Origin of the sequence: Gillisella terrae (assembly GCF_004801395.1) — a bacterium.
GTDB lineage: Bacteria > Pseudomonadota > Alphaproteobacteria > Rhizobiales > Rhizobiaceae > Allorhizobium > Allorhizobium terrae.
Map to the genome: position 1 here is coordinate 160,759 of NZ_SSOA01000003.1, position 13,805 is coordinate 174,563.

The following is a 13,805-nucleotide window of genomic DNA, read 5'->3' on the forward strand; positions in this document are numbered from 1 at the left end:
CAGCGGCCAGCGCAAAGCGCTTGCTGTTGACGCTGCATTGGACCCGAAGGCAGAAACGCGAACCCCATGAGATGGTATCCATCTCATGGGGTTCGGCTGTACGTTCTAAAAAGATTGCGCTGCTTACTTTGCTTTGCGCAGCATCTGGCCGCGTTCTGCGGCGGCAGCGGTCAACTGCGCGTCAAGCTCGCCAGCGCGTACGGCCTCGACCAGCGTATCGATGACCTTCGGCAGTGCCGCCATGTCGCCAACCTCAATCGCGTTCTTGTCCTTCGCGAACTCGATGGGCTTACCGGCATAGCGGGTTGCAAAAAACACCTTGCCGCTTGCATCGCTGAACCAGCCCTGCCGGACACGCTTCAGCGTTTCCATCTCAATGTGCTGCCCCTCGGCATTCTTGCGACGAACGATATGCGTGGGAGCAAAAACCTGACCGGCGATCTTCGCCTCGGCCATCTGCTTCTGCTCGGCCAGTGCCGCGACCATCTTTTCCCTTGCACGCTGCACCGGATCAACGGTCGCGCGAACCGGTACGGCAGATGTGAGCTTGAGTGCCTTGAGGTGAGACATGCTGTGTCCTTTCTGAAACCGTTGAACGTGTTTCCCGGATACAGCCGTCTACAGAAAGGGCGAGCAAAGAGTTCGTTAGAGCATGTCAACAGCCAGCTTTTTGCGGCAATCGGCAACAGTGGAGTTTGTTTTAAAGGTCTTTGTCAGCAAGCTGATCGCTGAACCGACGCGCATCGACCTGTCCGTAGAAGTTCTCGATCATTTTGATTGAGGTGCGTGTATTGGTTTTGATGGCGTATATATCCGTCCCATCGGCTAGGCGTTCGCTGATGTAAAAATGCCGGAGGCTATAGGTCGTTCGCGCCTTGCCCTCGTTGTTTGTTTTCAGACCGGCAGCCAGAAGTAATTCGTTAAAGCCGTTTTTGAAACTCGCGATGCGATTTCCATTGTGATCTGCAAATACAGGATCGGTGTCTTCCGGCTCGCTCCCTGTCTCTGCTTTAAACAGGTCCCAAAGACCATGCAGTGCGGTGATAGCGCCGAATTTGGGAATGGCTTTCCCCCGTTTACCTTTCCCGTGCACTTCTAGGACGACGCTCTGGTCTTTCAGAGGCTTGGTCCTAATATCCCTCCAACCGCTTACGTCTCCCCAGTTCAGATTTTTCGCCTCAGGTGGGCGTAAGCCCGAAGCAGCCATGAACTCGATAAAATGATGCAATCTCGCGCGATCGCGCAGGACATGGCCGTTTTGCCGTTCGTGCCGCTGGGTCTTGCCGTCGTCTCCGACAACCATCTTGCCTTTGCCAGTGAGATTATGAGGTAGCATGCGTTCAAGAGACGTGTTCAGAAGTTTCTCGAACTCCTGCGGGGTGAAGCTGGGACGCCTGTTCTGGCCAGCCGACTGCTTGACGCTAAGCTTTGGCATTTCAAGACGTTGAATGTATTCCCAGTCATGGGCTTGGTCGAAGACAGCCTTTACGATCACTAACTCAGCTTTCAACCGGCTGATGCTGGGGATCGTGTGCTCAACCTTTCGAGAAAGGGATTTTCCATTTCGAACGTAATGAATGCGTTCGATATCTTTTCCAGGACCTGATACCCAGTATTCTTTACGCCACTCGATGAACCTAACCAGATCTGATTTTCGTATAGTGTCGATCGGTTTGTCGCCGAAAAAGCCCACAAGATAGCGGCGGATCACCGGTGGGAAATCCCTTAGCTGATGGTTGCTTTTCTCCCCGCGACGGACCCGCCCTTCAAAGTATGTGATGAATTCTTCGGCGACTTCCTCAAATGTTTTCTTCACAACGGAGATGCCGTTCTGGGCCTTGTAGTTTGCTTCTCCCCAAAGCGTCCACGCTTTCGTGGTTGCGGCCATTTCGTCGGGTGTGCCGAGCGTGGCTCTTATTTGCCGGCCGTTGAGAGAAAAACGTACCGACCAATTCCCGGTTCCTGACCGGCGGAATAGGGTAAAGGGTATAGACTTCTGTTTGCCCATGCGCTGCTGCTCCTACTGTTACGTCGGTAGCACAGCTGCGCTAAAATTGTGCTAAGGCACATCCGGTACAAAACGGTGAGCCTTGAAGGAAAAGAGCAATTTTGCGGGCTGTGCTAGACGTGCGCTAGCGTAGCTCCAGCATACTCAGGCTCAAAGACCTTTTAAAAAACCTAGCGTTTTCAGTAAATTAATGGTGCCCGGAGGCGGATTTGAACCACCGACACGCGGATTTTCAATCCGCTGCTCTACCAACTGAGCTATCCGGGCACTTGAAGCGAAGGTCTCTTGTGAGCTCTCTAAGCTGCTTCAGTTGACTTGTTTTCCCCTGAAGCAGCGCGGTTATAACATCTAATTTTTTTGTGTCTAGCGCCAAATGGCAGTTTTTTGACAACCTACGGAAAAAGCTTGAAAGTTCTTTTGGAACAATGCTTTCAGTCGCGAAATTCGTCGTCGGGTTTGCTTTCATCTTCAGCCACGGGGATCGCATAGGAGCCTTTTAGCCAGCGGGAGAGGTCTGCGGTGCGGCAGCGATCCGAGCAGAAGGGGTAATGATCGCGATGAGAAGGGTGTCGGCATTCGGGGCAGGGGACGGGCTTGCGCAATGGTGCTACGTTTGCCGTGTTGTTCGTGTCGTCACTCATGATGTCGTCCTGAGAGCAAGTTTGCCTTCTTTGCGCACCATACAGGGCGCACAAAGGATGCTGTAAGCGCATTTCTGACAATGTGAGCACGGATGTCTCGTTGGAAATGCGCAAGATCACGTGAAAAAAGCATTGTACTGATTCGGTGAAAGTAAATGCTCTTTGTTTTTAAGATGATGCGTCATGGCAGCCAGCCGCACCACTCTACAGCGCCGTGCGTCAAATATGCCGCACAAAGGACGCTTTAAGACTTTTAATCTGCTGCATAAGTTTGCCGTTAAATCCACTCGGATTCAAGGAATTATACAGCAAGGTGTATCAGCCTTCAGGCCAGCGGGCGTGAACGTTCATGCCTTCGCCTGTGAGCAATTGCACGGTTTCATACAGCGGCAAGCCCACCACATTGCTGTAAGAGCCCGTCAGGTTCTGCACAAAACTGCCTGCATAGCCTTGAATGGCATAGGCTCCCGCTTTGCCACGCCATTCACCTGATTCAAGATAGGCGGAAATTTCGGCTTCGGAAAGGCGCTTGAAGCGCACTTTGCTTTCCACCACCTTGTGGCGCAGTTTTTTATCAGGCGTGATCAGGCAAACGCCGGTAAATACCCAGTGGCTGCGACCCGACAAAAGATTGAGGGCAGATAAAGCCTCATCACTATATTCTGTTTTGGGCAGCACCCGGCGGCCAACGGCAACGACCGTGTCGGCGGCCAGAATGTAGCTGCCTTTCCAGTCCGGCTCGTCGGAGATCGCGTGAAGGGCTGCCTTGGCCTTGTCTGATGCCAAACGGCGGGCCAGAGAGCGAGGCTGCTCGTTCTTTTCCTGGCTTTCATCAAGATCCATCGGCATCAGCCGATCTGCCTCAACACCCACCTGCCGCAAGAGTTCGACGCGACGTGGTGAGCCAGAGGCTAAAATCAGCTTGCGTTTGACCGCCATGGGGATTCTGTCTCTTACTTGAAGCGGTAAGTAATACGGCCCTTGGTCAGGTCGTAAGGTGTCATTTCCACCAGCACCTTGTCGCCTGCCAGAACGCGGATACGGTTTTTGCGCATGCGGCCTGCGGTGTGGGCAATGATTTCATGTTCGTTTTCGAGCTTCACCCGGAATGTCGCATTGGGGAGCAGTTCGGTCACGACACCGGGGAATTCGAGGACTTCTTCTTTAGCCATTGACGCTTTGTCTTTCTGTCTGTTTCATCGGAGCAGGATTCCGCTCCGGTCAAAATGTGGCCGGAAACTACACAATCGCCAGCCCTTTGTGAACCTTGTAGATGGGGCTTTTCGTCTTTGTTTCAGGCCTCGTCAAGGGGTGCTGGCGTTGGGCGACCGAATCGCTCCTCAATCAGCGCGCTCAAACGGTCGCGAACATCGCGATAAGCGGCCAATTGCTGGTCGCGTGTATCGGCCTCAACGGTGGGGTCTGGCATCGGCCAATAGACCACCTCGACGGATGATGCGCGTGTCAGTTCCAGTGCAGCGTGGTGGGCCTCCGGCGCAAGCGTGATGATCAGATCAAAGAAATCATCTTCCAGATCATCCAGCGTTTGTGGCTGGCGCTTGCCAAGCGAAAGACCAATCTCCTCCAGAACCGCATCGACAAAAGGGTCGCGCTCGCCAAGGCGCACACCAGCAGACACAACGTAAACACCTGGTAATGCAAGGTTTTTGGTAATCGCTTCCGCCATGGGCGAGCGAATGGCATTCATGCCACACAAAAAGAGAATGGAGGAGGGCAGCGCGCGGTCCTTATGGGTATCAGCCGGATTGTCCATGCGATCTCCGGTCTCAACCGCGCCAATAGAGCACGCAGACCAGCGTGAACAGCCGCCGTGCCGTGTCCAGATCCAGGCCAATCTTGCCCTTCAGGCGATCCATCAGTGTTTGTGAGCCATCATTGTGAATGCCACGTCGGCCCATATCGATCGCTTCGATCTGGCTGGGGGTCGAAGAGCGGATTGCTTCATAATAGCTTTCGCAAATCATGAAATAATCCTTGATGATACGGCGCAAAGGCGTCAGCGAGAGGATGTGGGTGGCAACATCGTCGCCACTTTCCGTTTTTATGGTAAAGACCAATTTGGAATCGACCAGCGATAAAAACAGATGATATGGCCCGCCAGCATGGCCCGCCGGCGCAAAGCTGTTTTCCTCGATCAGGTCAAAAATGGCGACCGCCCGCTCGTGCTCGACATCGGGCGTTGAACGGCCGATTGTTTCGTCGAGAACCACATCACTGAGCCGGAAGTCGCCTTTTGCCATGGCTTAACTTTCGAGATTGAGGCGAATAGCCACGGAACGGGCGTGAGCATCCAGACCTTCGCTTTTGGCAAGGGCTATGGCCGCCGGTGCCAATTGCTTCAACTGTTCTGCGCCAAGCCGCAAAATTGAGGTGCGCTTGACAAAATCCAGCACCGACAGGCCCGACGAGAACCGGGCTGAACGCGCCGTGGGCAACACATGGTTGGAACCGCCAACGTAATCGCCAATCACTTCTGGTGTGTGACGGCCAATGAAAATAGCACCTGCATTGCGAATACCAGCCATTAAAGCGTCAGGATCGGCAACGGCCAGCTCAAGATGTTCGGCAGCGATGCGATTGGCCAGCGGCACAGAGGCGGCCAGATCGGGCACGATGATGATGGCACCAAAATCCTTCCAGCTGGCTGTGGCGGTCTCGGAGCGGCTGAGTGTTTTGAGCTGACGCTCGACTGCGGCTTCCACCGCTTTGGCCAGCTCCACGCTGTCGGTGATCAAAATCGATTGTGCCCCGCGGTCGTGCTCGGCCTGCGCCAAGAGGTCGGCGGCCAGCCAATCGGGGTTATTGTCGGCATCGGCAATCACCAATACTTCCGACGGACCGGCAATCATATCAATGCCGACGGTACCAAACACCTGACGTTTGGCAGCAGCAACATAGGCATTGCCGGGGCCAACGATTTTGGCAACAGGCGCAATGCTTTCTGTGCCATAGGCCAGAGCCGCCACAGCCTGTGCGCCGCCAATGCGATAAATTTCGTTGACACCGGCGATTTTGGCGGCTGCCAAAACGGTTGGGTTGATGGCACCCGCAAGCGCTGGCACCACCATGACCACACGCGGCACACCGGCGACACGCGCGGGCACGGCATTCATCAACACCGAGCTTGGGTAGCTGGCGGTGCCACCCGGCACGTAGAGGCCAACGGCATCGATGGCCGTCCAGCGCGAGCCGAGGCCAACGCCAATGGCGTCTTCATAAATATCATCCTTGGGCATCTGGCGGGCATGATGCTTTTCAATGCGGGTGGCTGCTAGCCTCAGCGCGTCGAGAACCTCCGGGGAGACTTCTGCTTCGGCCGCATCAATCTCTTCAGTGGTGACCCGCATGGGGGTGAGCGCAAAATCCAGCCCATCGAATTTGCGCGAATAATCGGCCAGAGCCGCATCGCCACGGGTGCGCACATCATCGATAATGGTTTTGACCACCGCGTTGACATCTTCCGACACTTCGCGCTTGGTTGTCAAAAACGCAGCAAACCGCGCTTCAAAATCATCCGATGCCTTGTCTAACCAAACTGCCACTGGTCTTTTCCTTTTACGTCCGTCTTCGCTGCCCGTGTCCGTTATGCGTCGGAATGGTTGGGCCTTGATGTCGTTTCCCATGCGCCGCCAACATCTGCAAGCTGAACTTCAATACATTCAATATCAAGCGCAATGGTGGCACCGGCGGCGCACACCAGCTCCAGCGTGCCGTCAGGGCCTTCGCCCTTCTGATTGAAGTTGAGCGCAAGCAGGTTCAAGACCTGCTCTTTATCTGTGCGGTCAAAGCCAATGGAGCGCACCGCCTGCACGCGCTTGATGGTCAGCACTGCCCGGCGGCGCTCAAAGCTCTTGTCTTTGCGCTTGGCCTTTTCCCAGACAAAGCGGTTGACGGCCACAGAAAAAATGCCAGCGCGCGGCGTATAATCCACATCACCAGGTTTGAACACCGCATCCTGCATGTGGGCAGACAGGATTGTCAGGTCATCGTTGTCGAGTGATAGCAGCTTTAAATCAGTCATGAGCCATGTCCCTGGTGGTGCGTGCAGAATTGACGTTTGCCGCCGGTTTCGCAAGCCCACTTTTGCCAAGAATGTTGCAACTGCTCTATGAGATGGGCGTTGCGCCACCCGCAAACAATGGCGCAACGACGATGGATGGCGATGTTAGTCGCTGATGCGCTGCACAATCGCGCCGCAACGGGTCAGCTTTTCTTCAAGCTGCTCAAAACCGCGATCAAGATGATAAACGCGACTGACGATTGTTTCGCCCTCAGCCGCAAGGCCGGCAATCACCAAAGAGACGGAGGCGCGCAAGTCTGTTGCCATCACCTGTGCGCCGCGCAGGCGCGAAACCCCTTCGATTCGCGCGGTCTGACCATTGAGGGTGATTTTGGCACCCAGCCGCGCCAGCTCCTGCACATGCATGAAGCGGTTTTCAAAAATGGTTTCCGTCACATGGGCCACGCCTTGGGCACGGGTCATAAGCCCCATAAACTGCGCCTGCAAATCGGTGGGAAAGCCGGGGAAGGGCTCCGTGACAATATCCACAGGCCGGATGGCATCGCCATGGCCAATCACGCGAATGCCATCGGCAACCGCCATCACTTCGGCACCGGCCCGGCGAATCGCTTCCACAGCGGTGTCCAGCAGCGTGATGTCGGTGCCTTCCAGCGTCACGTCGCCGCCGGTCATGGCAACAGCCATGGCATAGGTGCCGGTTTCAATGCGGTCTGGCAAGACGCGATGGCGCGCGCCGTGCAGGCTGGTGACGCCTTCAATGGTGATGGTAGCGGTGCCAGCACCGGAGATTTTGGCCCCCATGGCAATCAGGCAATTGGCCAGATCGACCACTTCCGGTTCACGGGCCGCATTGTGAATTGTGGTGGTGCCGCGCGCCAAAGATGCCGCCATCATCATCACATGGGTGGCACCAACCGAGACTTTGGGGAAGGTATAGCTTGCACCAATCAAGCCGCCTTTGGGGGCGGTTGCTTCAATATAGCCAGCGTCGATTTCAATGGTAGCACCAAGGGCGGCGAGGCCGTCAATAAACAGATCAACCGGGCGCGTACCAATGGCGCAGCCGCCGGGCAGGGATACGCGGGCCTTGCCCTCGCGGGCCAATAGCGGGCCAAGCACCCAGAAGCTGGCGCGCATTTTCGAGACCAGATCATAAGGAGCGGTGGTATCAACAATGGTGCGGCAGGTGAAATGAATGGTGCGGGCATAGCTGCCGGACTGACGCTCGCGACGGCCATTGACGGCCACATCCACACCATGGTTTCCCAGAATTCGCATCAACAGCTCGACATCGGCCAGATGCGGCACATTTTCCAGCGTCAGCGTGTCGCTGGTCAGCAGCGAGGCAATCATCAGCGGCAGAGCGGCATTTTTTGCGCCGGAAATGGGAATGATGCCATGAAGGGCGTTGCCGCCGACAATCCTGATACGATCCATTGATGTTGTTCAGGGGGCATAAACGTCTGCCTGCCCCCACCTTTCTTGGTTTGAATAAAAAGCCCGCGCTTATCGGGATAAAAGAAGGCGCTGTTTAAACGAAATCAGCGCCGCATTCAATTCGGCCCAATGCATGGCTGCTTATTTATCTGCGTCCTGATCAGGCACAGGTGCTTTGGCCGCAGGCAGGCCATCGGTTTCATCGGCGTCGCCCGCGCGGCGCGCGCGCGCCTGATTTTTACGGCGCAAAAGATTTTCGCGCAGCTTGGCCGCTGCCCGCTCCTGACGCTGGGCAGACTGATCTCGGCTTTTTCTCCGGCGCTGGCTCTCGCCAATGTCCGGGGTGGCTGGTTCTTCAATGTCACTCATGGGGGTCTGATAGCGTGTTTGTGGAAAAACCGGAAGATAGCACAGCTTTTCAAATTTTATTGCCTGATTTTCAAATTGCCGCTTGCGCTCCCGCATCAGCTATGGCAATAGCCCCCTCGTTCCGAAGCGCACACGAAAGTGCTTCGCCAGATGCTGCTATAGCTCAGGGGTAGAGCACTCCCTTGGTAAGGGAGAGGCCGAGAGTTCAAATCTCTCTAGCAGCACCATTTTCCCAAATAATATCAATTTCGCATGTGTATAATGGGTGCGATTGTGCCGCATTTGGGAATGCACTTTATTGCCATGAAGAATTTGCTTTTAGCTAAGATGTGTCTTTCACACACTCTTCGAATTGATGCGTCTCCTATGACATGGCTGTTTCAATAGGGAACAATATACGCCTCTGTTGGTTGTATTAGCAGTATCAACAAGGAGGATCAAACAATGGATCATACGAATCACGTTCGTCTTAGCCCCGCCGAGCTGACGCCCGCCGTTCTGGATGGTGCGACAATTTATGGTGCCGATGACCATAAGGTCGGTACGCTGGATCACTTGCACGGCACAGGCGCAGGTCGCACCGCGATCATTGATGTTGGCGGTTTCCTGGGCATCGGCGCAAAGCCTGTTGGCGTGCCTCTGGTGGATCTCGAGTTCATGCGCGACAGCGATGGCGACGTACACGCCGTGACAAACTGGACCAAAGACCAGTTGAAGGAAATGCCCGAGCATCGGGACTAAGATCTTCACACCATCGAATTTGAGGCCCGGCTAATTTTTGCCGGGCTTTCGCGTTTAAACCTCGATATTGACCTAGAATTCAAGGCGAACACGATTTCAAGTCGAAAATGCGATTACCTTTTATCCGGCCTTATCGCCCCCCTCAACTCCACCAGCCTATTCAGCGTTTCAAGCGTTCGCTCTTCCGCCGTAGCCGCAAGGGCAAGGGCTATCGTTTCCATCACCACCAGCGACGGGGCGTGTAGGGCGACGTGGTCGCTTTTTGCGCGGGGCATGATCAGGCAGGCGGCGGCGTGTTGGCGCAGCACGCTTTCGCTTTGGCTCAAGACGAGGATCACCGGCACATCCAGCCGTTTGGCTTCGTTGATGGCGGCCAGCGCTTCGCGGTGGGGGCGGCCGTGCAGCAGCATGAGGAGGGCGTGGCCTTTTTCGATCATGAGCAATTGTTCGGCCAGCGCTATGCCGGTGTTGTTGAGCGCGTAAGAGCGAAAGCCGGAGCGGGCAAACAGCCGGGCGGCGTAATCGGCAATAATGCCGCTGGCACCAATGCCAAACACGCCAATTGCCTGTGATGTGGCCAGCAATTGTGTGGCAAGCGCCAGGGCGGCGCGATTTTCGGGTGTTGATAGCGCATCCATGGCGGCACGTTGATTTTCCACCACGAAATCAATGGCGGCATCGCTATTGCCGTTCAGCACATCGGTGGTGGCCGCCATTTTTTCAATCGGCGAATCGGTCTGGCCCAGATAGGCCTCAAGCGTGTCTTTCAAATCGACCAGCCCGCGAAAGCCCAGCGCCTGAAGGGCGCGAATGACCGTTGCATCAGACGTGCCGGTGGCAAAGCCGATTTCCAGCGCCGATTTGCTCAAAACCGAATGGCGGTGGCCATCAATATACTCCGCCACACTGAGCAGGCTCGGCGACAGTTGATTGCGACGCTTGCGCAGCCGCTCGCCATAGCGGTCAATGCGGTGCATCTTGCTGGGGCCTTTGGGCTGCGTGCTCATGGTTTCGGGTGGTCCTTGGTGTTTGTAGTAGTCACGTTTGCATGCATCTTGCCCGGTGCAAAATACCGCGCAGGCGGGCGATTTTACGCTTTATACCCACCTCGGCCTTGCTGTGGCAGGCCTATGAGCGGATGATTCATTGTTTATGTCGCCAGTTTAAAGTTGACTACTACATTCATCAATTCGAAAAGCCCAGTTAGTTTCAGCGGATGTGTGCAGGCATGGCCGCTGATTGGGGATTTTTGGACTGGTGAGTGAATATGATGATGGCGGCGGGACGCATTTCGAAACGGGTGATGATAACAACCCTTTTGGCATCAGTGGCGGTGCCAGCATGGGCGCAAGAGGGTGATTCAAACAAAACCACCACATTGCAAACCATCGCGGTGGATGGTGCCGCCCAAACAGACACGCGCGGTTATCAGCCCGTTTCCACCAGCACGGCTACGCGCAGCGATACGCCCCTTTTGGACATTCCGCAGGCGGTCAATGTTGTCAGCAATCCGGTATTGACTGATCAGGCTGCGACATCGCTGGATGATGCGCTGGCCAATATCAGCGGCATTACCCAGGCCAACACGCTGGGTGGCACGCAAGACGCGGTTATTCGTCGTGGTTTTGGCGATAATCGTGATGGTTCGATTTTGATTGATGGTTTGAAAACCACCATTCCGCGGGTTTTCAATGACACGGTGGACCGGGTGGAAGTGCTGAAAGGTCCGGCATCGACGCTTTACGGCATTTTGGACCCCGGCGGTCTGGTCAATGTGATTACCAAAAAGCCTGAGGATCATTTCTCGGCAACCGTCTATAGCCGTTATAGCAATTATGGCGCTGGCCGCGATGGGGCTCGGGCCGGGTTTGATGTGACCGGGCCGATTGAAGGAACGGATTTTTCATACCGCTTTATTGGTGAGGGGCAAAGGGCCGATTACTGGCGCAATTTTGGCCATAATAACAATTGGATGCTGGCCCCATCGCTGATGTGGAGCGGTGAGGATACCGAGGTCACGGTGTCTTATATGCATGAGAATTACAGCGTGCCGTTTGATCGGGGCACGATTTTTGATCTCACCACCGGCAAAGCCGTTGATTTGAGCCGCCGGACCCGGCTGGATGAGGCCTATAACATCACGGACGGACACTCGGATCTGGCCAAAGTCTCGATTGATCGTGATTTGAGTGACGATTGGAAACTGTCGCTCAACTACGCCTATAGCCGCAATGAATATTCTGACAATCAGGCCCGCGTGATGGGCTATAATGCCAAGACCGGTGTGGTGACCCGCCGCGCTGATGCGACACAATATTCCACCATGGAGAGCCATGCGCTTCGCGCTGATATAACCGGCGAGGTTGACATCGGTGGTTTTCAAAATGATCTGCTGTTTGGCACGTCTTATGACTATAGCGACACGCTGCGCACCGATATGCTGCGGTGTAAAAATTTCAGCAACTTCAATATCAACAACCCGGTCTATGGCAATCTGGCGCAATGCAACACGGTATCGGCCTCTGATAGCGACCAGACAGAGCAGCTCTCGACCGCTTCTGTTTACATGCAGGATTCGCTGCATCTCAGCGATCAATGGATCGTGGTGGGCGGGCTACGCTATCAATATTACGATCTTTATGCTGGCAAGGGGCGTCCGTTTAACGCCAACACCATGAGCAATGGTGGCGCTTTGATCCCCAATGGCGGCATTGTCTATAAGTTGTCGCCATCGGTGTCGCTCTATGCCAATGCGGCCAAGACATTCCGGCCGCAATCCTCTGTGGGCAGCTATTATGGCAATCTCGACCCCGAAAAAGGCACATCCTATGAAATCGGCACCAAGCTGGAGCTAATGGAGGGGTTGAGCGCCAATATTGCGCTTTATAACAGCCGCAAGAAAAATGTTGCCTATTCCGAATCGATTGGCGGCGAGAGTGTGGTCAAGGCCGCTGGTCTGGTGCGCGCCCGCGGCATTGAAGTGGATGTTGCTGGCCAGTTGACCGACCACTGGCAGATGATTGCCAGCTACGGTCTGACCGATGCCAAAGTGCTGGAAGATCCTGATTACGCCGGAAAGCAACTGCCCAATGTGGCAAGACACACGGGCGCGCTGTCACTGGCCTATGATTTTGGCGAGGTGAACGGCCGTGGCGATACGCTGAAGGTTGGCGGCGGTGTTCGCGCCGTTGGCAAGCGGGCTGGCATCAATAACAACAGCTATTATCTGCCGGGCTATGCGGTGTTTGATGCCTTTGCCGCCTATACCATGAAATTTGAACGGCCAATGACGGTGCAGGTGAACCTGAAAAACCTGTTCGACAAGACCTACTACACCTCCTCAATTGGCTCGACCAATTATGCCAATCAGGTGGGTGAACCTTTCAATGTTTCTGTGACGGCCTCTGTTAAATTTTAGGGGTATTGTCACACCAGTGTCAGGGAGATGGGCGAGAAGAAGCTCTTTTCCATCAAGGCTGATTCCCCATGTCCCCAGATAGCATTCTTCCCCGCCTTGGCCCTCACGCCTCGGATCGTCTCGTCACACTTGCTTCCACCGTGGTTGAGGCGGGCCTTCTTGCCCGCTCATCGCTCAAGCGTCGCTATTCAAGCCAGATGGTGTCGAAAGCGCCGCGCGATTATCAGACCGAGATTGATGTTGCCGTTGAGCAGATCATTGTGGATCGGATGAAGGCGGCTTTTCCCAAATATTCCATCACGGGCGAAGAGCAGGTGGGCAATGTTGAAGCCGGTGCGGATGCGCCGCGCATTTATATCGATCCCATTGATGGCACCACCAATTACGCCTGGGGCCTGCCGCATTTTGGCATTGTGATTTCCATCGTCGAGCGGGGCGAGGTGGTCTGCGGTGTGGTGTATGATTGCATGCTGGATGAGCTTTTCAGCGCAGAAAAAGGCAAAGGGGCCTATCTCAATGGGGAGCGGCTCGCTCTTACGCCTTTTTCCGATGTGCAGGATGCCTTGATTGGCGCGGGCCTGCCTGTGCCGGGGCAGGTCAAGACCATTTCTGAAGAGGCCTATCAGGCAGCGCTGCGCCGCTTGATGGATAATACGGCCGGTGTGCGCAGGCTTGGTTCGGCAGCACTGTCCACGGCCTATGTGGCCTGTGGGCGGCTGGATGGCTTTTTTGAAGACGGCCTATCCATGCATGATTATGGCGCATCCATGCTGATCGTGCGCGAAGCGGGTGGTGTTGTCACCGGCTTTTTGGGTGGAGCAATCGGTCCGTTTGGCGATCTTCTCGTGGCCAATCCGGCTTTGCATCCCTGGTTGGTTGAGGGGTTTCAATCGGCTTAGAGTTTGTCAGGGTCTATCTCCAGAGTGCGCGGCGCAATGGTTTTTGGCTTTTAAAAACCCCTCACCAACCCTCCCCACAAGGGGGAGGGGGCAGGTCGAATGCGTCGCCCCTGTTGTTCGATCCAATGATTTATGATCAAAAACAGTCACTTGCGAGAAATTAAATACTCCCTCCCCCTTGTGGGGAGGGCTGGGGAGGGGCCTTTCATTTTGGGTTGCGTGCCAAAGGCAATCTTGATCTGAAAAACTC

At 55.1% G+C, this 13,805-nt stretch carries 16 protein-coding genes and 2 tRNA genes; 5 read left to right on the plus strand and 13 right to left on the minus strand.

What is annotated here, in order from left to right; all coding sequences use genetic code 11:
* Positions 1 to 123: 123 nt before the first annotated feature.
* The 10 genes from E6C51_RS07960 to E6C51_RS08005 form a co-directional block, all read right to left on the minus strand.
* A complete protein-coding gene (locus E6C51_RS07960) occupies positions 124 to 570 on the minus strand; it encodes a hypothetical protein (protein WP_190235597.1) in 447 nt (148 codons plus the stop codon).
* Between the two features lie 130 nt (positions 571 to 700).
* Positions 701 to 2,008, minus strand: a complete 1,308-nt coding sequence (locus E6C51_RS07965) for a tyrosine-type recombinase/integrase (protein ID WP_190235598.1) — start codon at positions 2,006 to 2,008, stop codon at positions 701 to 703.
* A gap of 191 nt (positions 2,009 to 2,199) precedes the next feature.
* A tRNA-Phe gene (locus tag E6C51_RS07970) sits at positions 2,200 to 2,275 on the minus strand.
* Positions 2,276 to 2,439: 164 nt separating this feature from the next.
* Positions 2,440 to 2,649: a DNA gyrase inhibitor YacG gene (gene yacG / locus E6C51_RS07975; RefSeq protein WP_146931934.1), complete on the minus strand. Its 210-nt coding sequence runs from the start codon at positions 2,647 to 2,649 to the stop codon at positions 2,440 to 2,442.
* A 318-nt stretch (positions 2,650 to 2,967) separates the two neighbouring features.
* On the minus strand, positions 2,968 to 3,588 hold the full coding sequence (locus E6C51_RS07980; protein WP_146931932.1) for a Maf-like protein: 621 nt from the start codon (positions 3,586 to 3,588) through the stop codon (positions 2,968 to 2,970).
* Between the two features lie 14 nt (positions 3,589 to 3,602).
* The gene (infA, locus tag E6C51_RS07985) at positions 3,603 to 3,821 is read right to left on the minus strand and encodes a translation initiation factor IF-1 (protein ID WP_004435948.1); all 219 of its coding nucleotides are present in this window, start codon (positions 3,819 to 3,821) and stop codon (positions 3,603 to 3,605) included.
* A gap of 122 nt (positions 3,822 to 3,943) precedes the next feature.
* Positions 3,944 to 4,423, minus strand: a complete 480-nt coding sequence (locus tag E6C51_RS07990; RefSeq protein WP_190235599.1) for an arsenate-mycothiol transferase ArsC — start codon at positions 4,421 to 4,423, stop codon at positions 3,944 to 3,946.
* 13 nt (positions 4,424 to 4,436) lie between these two features.
* A complete protein-coding gene (locus tag E6C51_RS07995; protein ID WP_190235600.1) occupies positions 4,437 to 4,910 on the minus strand; it encodes a UPF0262 family protein in 474 nt (157 codons plus the stop codon).
* 3 nt (positions 4,911 to 4,913) lie between these two features.
* Entirely contained in the window at positions 4,914 to 6,212 is a 1,299-nt protein-coding gene (gene hisD / locus E6C51_RS08000) for a histidinol dehydrogenase (protein ID WP_190235601.1), read from the minus strand.
* Positions 6,213 to 6,253: 41 nt separating this feature from the next.
* Positions 6,254 to 6,691 carry a DUF2948 family protein gene (locus E6C51_RS08005; protein ID WP_146931923.1) on the minus strand — a complete coding sequence of 146 codons (438 nt, stop codon included), beginning with the start codon at positions 6,689 to 6,691 and terminating at the stop codon, positions 6,254 to 6,256.
* A gap of 5 nt (positions 6,692 to 6,696) precedes the next feature.
* On the opposite strand from E6C51_RS08005, the gene E6C51_RS08010 reads away from it, so the two are divergent.
* The gene (locus E6C51_RS08010; protein ID WP_186827681.1) at positions 6,697 to 6,846 is read left to right on the plus strand and encodes a hypothetical protein; all 150 of its coding nucleotides are present in this window, start codon (positions 6,697 to 6,699) and stop codon (positions 6,844 to 6,846) included.
* On the opposite strand, the gene murA is transcribed toward E6C51_RS08010, so the two are convergent.
* The gene (gene murA / locus E6C51_RS08015; RefSeq protein ID WP_190235602.1) at positions 6,836 to 8,128 is read right to left on the minus strand and encodes a UDP-N-acetylglucosamine 1-carboxyvinyltransferase; all 1,293 of its coding nucleotides are present in this window, start codon (positions 8,126 to 8,128) and stop codon (positions 6,836 to 6,838) included. The genes E6C51_RS08010 and murA overlap by 11 nt on opposite strands.
* A gap of 141 nt (positions 8,129 to 8,269) precedes the next feature.
* On the minus strand, positions 8,270 to 8,497 hold the full coding sequence (locus tag E6C51_RS08020; RefSeq protein ID WP_230987122.1) for a hypothetical protein: 228 nt from the start codon (positions 8,495 to 8,497) through the stop codon (positions 8,270 to 8,272).
* 152 nt (positions 8,498 to 8,649) lie between these two features.
* Here E6C51_RS08020 and E6C51_RS08025 point away from each other — a divergent pair.
* Both E6C51_RS08025 and E6C51_RS08030 read left to right on the plus strand, forming a co-directional pair.
* Positions 8,650 to 8,724: transfer RNA gene (locus E6C51_RS08025), tRNA-Thr, on the plus strand.
* Between the two features lie 217 nt (positions 8,725 to 8,941).
* Positions 8,942 to 9,238, plus strand: coding sequence for a PRC-barrel domain-containing protein (locus tag E6C51_RS08030; RefSeq protein ID WP_146931919.1), 297 nt, complete (start codon positions 8,942 to 8,944; stop codon positions 9,236 to 9,238).
* Between the two features lie 113 nt (positions 9,239 to 9,351).
* On the opposite strand, the gene E6C51_RS08035 is transcribed toward E6C51_RS08030, so the two are convergent.
* Positions 9,352 to 10,245, minus strand: coding sequence for a MurR/RpiR family transcriptional regulator (locus tag E6C51_RS08035; RefSeq protein ID WP_190235603.1), 894 nt, complete (start codon positions 10,243 to 10,245; stop codon positions 9,352 to 9,354).
* A 263-nt stretch (positions 10,246 to 10,508) separates the two neighbouring features.
* On the opposite strand from E6C51_RS08035, the gene E6C51_RS08040 reads away from it, so the two are divergent.
* Together E6C51_RS08040 and E6C51_RS08045 are read left to right on the plus strand one after the other, a co-directional pair.
* Positions 10,509 to 12,656 (plus strand): TonB-dependent siderophore receptor, encoded by a 2,148-nt coding sequence (locus tag E6C51_RS08040; RefSeq protein WP_407920786.1) that lies wholly within the window; start codon positions 10,509 to 10,511, stop codon positions 12,654 to 12,656.
* 68 nt (positions 12,657 to 12,724) lie between these two features.
* A complete protein-coding gene (locus E6C51_RS08045) occupies positions 12,725 to 13,555 on the plus strand; it encodes an inositol monophosphatase family protein (protein WP_190235605.1) in 831 nt (276 codons plus the stop codon).
* Positions 13,556 to 13,805: the final 250 nt, after the last annotated feature.

Coding starts and splice junctions, on each gene's coding strand:
- infA (WP_004435948.1), bottom strand. CDS start 3,821: ATGGCTAAAGAAGAAGTCCTCGAATTCCCCGGTGTCGTGACCGAACTG.
- E6C51_RS07965 (WP_190235598.1), bottom strand. CDS start 2,008: ATGGGCAAACAGAAGTCTATACCCTTTACCCTATTCCGCCGGTCAGGA.
- yacG (WP_146931934.1), bottom strand. CDS start 2,649: ATGAGTGACGACACGAACAACACGGCAAACGTAGCACCATTGCGCAAG.
- E6C51_RS08030 (WP_146931919.1), top strand. CDS start 8,942: ATGGATCATACGAATCACGTTCGTCTTAGCCCCGCCGAGCTGACGCCC.
- E6C51_RS07960 (WP_190235597.1), bottom strand. CDS start 570: ATGTCTCACCTCAAGGCACTCAAGCTCACATCTGCCGTACCGGTTCGC.
- E6C51_RS08005 (WP_146931923.1), bottom strand. CDS start 6,691: ATGACTGATTTAAAGCTGCTATCACTCGACAACGATGACCTGACAATC.
- E6C51_RS07980 (WP_146931932.1), bottom strand. CDS start 3,588: ATGGCGGTCAAACGCAAGCTGATTTTAGCCTCTGGCTCACCACGTCGC.
- E6C51_RS08020 (WP_230987122.1), bottom strand. CDS start 8,497: ATGAGTGACATTGAAGAACCAGCCACCCCGGACATTGGCGAGAGCCAG.
- E6C51_RS08035 (WP_190235603.1), bottom strand. CDS start 10,245: ATGAGCACGCAGCCCAAAGGCCCCAGCAAGATGCACCGCATTGACCGC.
- E6C51_RS08045 (WP_190235605.1), top strand. CDS start 12,725: ATGTCCCCAGATAGCATTCTTCCCCGCCTTGGCCCTCACGCCTCGGAT.
- E6C51_RS07995 (WP_190235600.1), bottom strand. CDS start 4,910: ATGGCAAAAGGCGACTTCCGGCTCAGTGATGTGGTTCTCGACGAAACA.
- E6C51_RS08040 (WP_407920786.1), top strand. CDS start 10,509: ATGATGGCGGCGGGACGCATTTCGAAACGGGTGATGATAACAACCCTT.
- E6C51_RS07990 (WP_190235599.1), bottom strand. CDS start 4,423: ATGGACAATCCGGCTGATACCCATAAGGACCGCGCGCTGCCCTCCTCC.
- murA (WP_190235602.1), bottom strand. CDS start 8,128: ATGGATCGTATCAGGATTGTCGGCGGCAACGCCCTTCATGGCATCATT.
- E6C51_RS08010 (WP_186827681.1), top strand. CDS start 6,697: ATGTCCCTGGTGGTGCGTGCAGAATTGACGTTTGCCGCCGGTTTCGCA.